At 48.7% G+C, this 3,299-nt stretch carries 2 protein-coding genes; both read left to right on the plus strand.

Annotated features, from left to right (window positions below):
- On the plus strand, positions 1–1,500 hold a 1,500-nt coding region (locus tag EGN72_RS00410; RefSeq protein ID WP_127044701.1), incomplete at its 5' end, for an ATP-dependent endonuclease.
- The gene (locus tag EGN72_RS00415) at positions 1,493–3,028 is read left to right on the plus strand and encodes a UvrD-helicase domain-containing protein (protein ID WP_127044702.1); all 1,536 of its coding nucleotides are present in this window, start codon (positions 1,493–1,495) and stop codon (positions 3,026–3,028) included. The genes EGN72_RS00410 and EGN72_RS00415, both read left to right, overlap by 8 nt.
- Positions 3,029–3,299: the final 271 nt, after the last annotated feature.

Consider the following 3,299-nt stretch of genomic DNA (forward strand, 5'->3'; position numbering starts at 1 on the left):
ATTAATACCCAATCAAGCATGGCCTTCCCATGGCATTGGAATGGTACAGACGCGGTGTTGCCGGAAGCTGATGGAGAAGCCGCTGATAACGTTGAAGTTTATAGGTTTCGGTTTTCGGGTAATGAACAGCAGGAAGCCCTTTGGGAGATAGTACAGCCTGATGATAGCACAATCCGTTTTTCGGTTGGGCTACGTCGCCAGATTGGTCTAATTTCCCTTCCAAGTGACGACCGAAACGACAAAGACCTCCGTCTTGTCTATGGTTCAGCGTTAGATCGCCATTTAGGTGATACCGCTTTGCGTTCTCGCATTGGTAGTAAAGTTGCCAGTTTAGATTTGCAGGGAGAGTTGGACGAAACAGGCCAAACAGCTCTTTCGAAGTTGGACGAAAGATTTCTGAAGAATGCTTTGCCAGCTGGTATTTCCTTGGGGCTCGTGAGCTCGCAGGGGATCTCGATTGGAGCCCTTGTCGGACTTCTGGCAGCCAAATCCCCGGAAACAGATTTGCCGTTGTCCGCATGGGGAGCAGGGACTCGGCGTTTGGCCAGCTTGGAGATCGGAGCCTCTAACGATGAAAATCCGACGGTGGTAACGATTGACGAGATTGAAAGAGGTTTGGAACCGTATCGCCTTCGCCAACTTCTTAACGGTCTGCTCCAACAGCATAGCCAAGTCTTTATAACTACTCATAGTCCAGTTGCCATCAGCAGCGTCCCAGAGGCTAGTCTTTGGTACATGGACAGTCATAGCCAATTGGGAGCGCTGAGATCCGATCTGGTGAGCACTCAGCAGAAAAATGATCCAGAAACTTTTCTTGCCCGTGTTGCGGTTATTGCCGAAGGCCTAACCGAAGTAGGGTTTCTGGAGTATTTGTTAGAGAAAGCGTTGGGAAGCCAACCTTTGGATCATGGAATTAGAGTTTGCAATGGCCAAGGAAACGACCACACCTTAGCGCTGCTGCGCGCGCTGTCTGAATCTGGATTGAAGTTTGCGGGTTTGGCCGACAACGAAGGCCGAGATGCCGGAAATTGGCGAAATCTGAAAGCTGCCATGGGCGATTTGCTTTTGCAGTGGACCGAAGGGTGCACTGAGGAAGCAGTAATTGCTGCGATTCCAGATGATAGAATTCATGAACTGATTGGAGTAGAAGGAGATGAAAAACTAGGTAATCGACTTAGACACTTGCAAATTCGATCTGGCGCAGAAGAACGCACCCTTGATAGCATTCGTGTAGCATTGGCCCCCACCGGAAAAACTTTGAAGCAGTTAGTTATTGAGACAGCAAGTGGTAATAATGCTGGCGCTCCAGAAGGCGATGGAAAAGCGTGGAAAAGTCAAAGTAGAGATTGGTTTAAGTCTAGAACAGGCGGCGCTGAGTTGGCGGAAAAAGCAATCTCTTTGGGCGGTTGGGATAGTTTGTCCCCTAGGCTTTTACCACTTTTGAAGGCAACCTTTGGAACACTGGACTTAGCCGTATCTGAAAATTTTCCGAATGTCTGACCAATCTGTTTTTGACTTGTTAAGAAGTGACGAGCGGTTAGTAGTCGTTGAGGCACCAGCTGGCTGTGGTAAGACTTTTCAGGGCGCGGCATATGCTCACGACATTGCTCCGACTTTGAAGCGGGGTCGGATGTTGATCCTTACTCACACTAACGCTGCCTGCGATGTGTTTGCTGAGCGAACCAAAGGGCTGATTGGTAAGAAGGTCGAAATACGAACGATTGATGCAATGATATCGCAAATTGCAAGCGCCTACCATCAAGCGTTGGGTTTACCTGCCGATCTAAGCGTTTGGGCTTACGCGAACAACGGATTTCCCTTATTAGCTTCAAAGGTTGCAGAGCTTCTTGCCGCAAATCCGATGATCTCGGTGGCATTGGGACGTCGATATCCAGTTATTGTGTGTGACGAGCATCAAGACGCGTCGCCTGACCACCACGCCATCATCATGAGCTTGTTTGCTGGAGGCGCAAAGCTCAGGATTTTTGGTGACCGAATGCAAAGTATTTACGAAAGACATCCCCGAGCAGCGGCGCTTCATCGTGAACGTTGGGAAAACTTGGTAAATCAATCCGTTCACGATGAGTTGGACACTCCTCATCGGTGGCAACGCGAGGCAGAGGGTTGTTCTGAACTGGGAAGTTGGGTGCTAGAAGCACGTGAACGACTTTTAGCCGATGGGATTATCGATCTTACTAGGGCATTGCCGCCAACGGTGCAGGTGATTTTTTCAGATAATATAGCCAGGAATCGGGGAGGGTATCTAGCTGTTCGAAATGACCGACAGCCAATTGATAGGTGCCTAGATCGAAGCAACCAGATGTTTGTTTTGGCTAGCAACAACGCTTTGGTTCAAAGTCTTCGTGCGTTTTGGCGGCGACGAGTTCCGATTTGGGAGGGGCACACGAGAAATGCTCTTTCGAAACTTGTCGCGGACATCCAGGTGGCGACAGGAAACGCTTCAGAAGTTGCCAACTGCTTAATACTATTCATGGAAGCTGTTGGGGTCGGATTTACGGAGGCTAGCCATGGCCGAACTCTCAAAAGTGAGATCCAGAATGGTTGTAAAAAAGTTCGAACCGGAAAACCCGGTAGTATTCAAGTTCTTGCAAAATTTCTCACAGATCAGCCAAGCCACGTTGGCTTAGCGCGTGCGATAGCCAAGATAGGAACGTTTATTGATAATCGTGCCCCAGGATTTGCCGATGTGAAAATTGACCAACACAGAGAGTTTTGGGAATCTCAACGGCTTTCAGAATTCGAAGACCCGGCCAAAGCGTATGCTGAAATCTCGATGAAACGGACAATTCTACGTCCAAAACCTCGCCCAAAATCTTTGGCTACTGTCCATAAGGCAAAAGGGCTGGAATGCGACAACGTAATGATCATGCACTGCGATCGTGCAAGCTTTGGCGATACAGTTTACGGCAGATGCAAGCTTTATGTTGCGCTAAGTCGAGCGAAATCTTCAGTTACGTTGGTTATACCAAGGACCGATCACAGCCCACTTTTCAGAGTACGACAATGATTGAGTCCGCATTCAATTTAAATCTTGCCCGAGCCAAGCATGAGTCAGGCACCTGAGCCGTCATTGTTTAGAAAAATCTGCGTTACTGCGGCGAGTTTGACGGCCTGTTAATTGTGATCAAAACCCCAGAAAACTCGCTCTATGAGCGGCTTAAAAGGATTGGCTGGGCACCTGTCCCGAGAATGGAACACCTTTGAAGCCCAAATCATATGTGATTATTGGCAATGAATGGCAACAGAAAACCTCACCGTCAGACAGTCTGCGTCTCCGG

The organism is Pseudorhodobacter sp. E13, assembly GCF_003991405.1.
Taxonomy (GTDB): Bacteria; Pseudomonadota; Alphaproteobacteria; order Rhodobacterales; family Rhodobacteraceae; genus Pseudorhodobacter.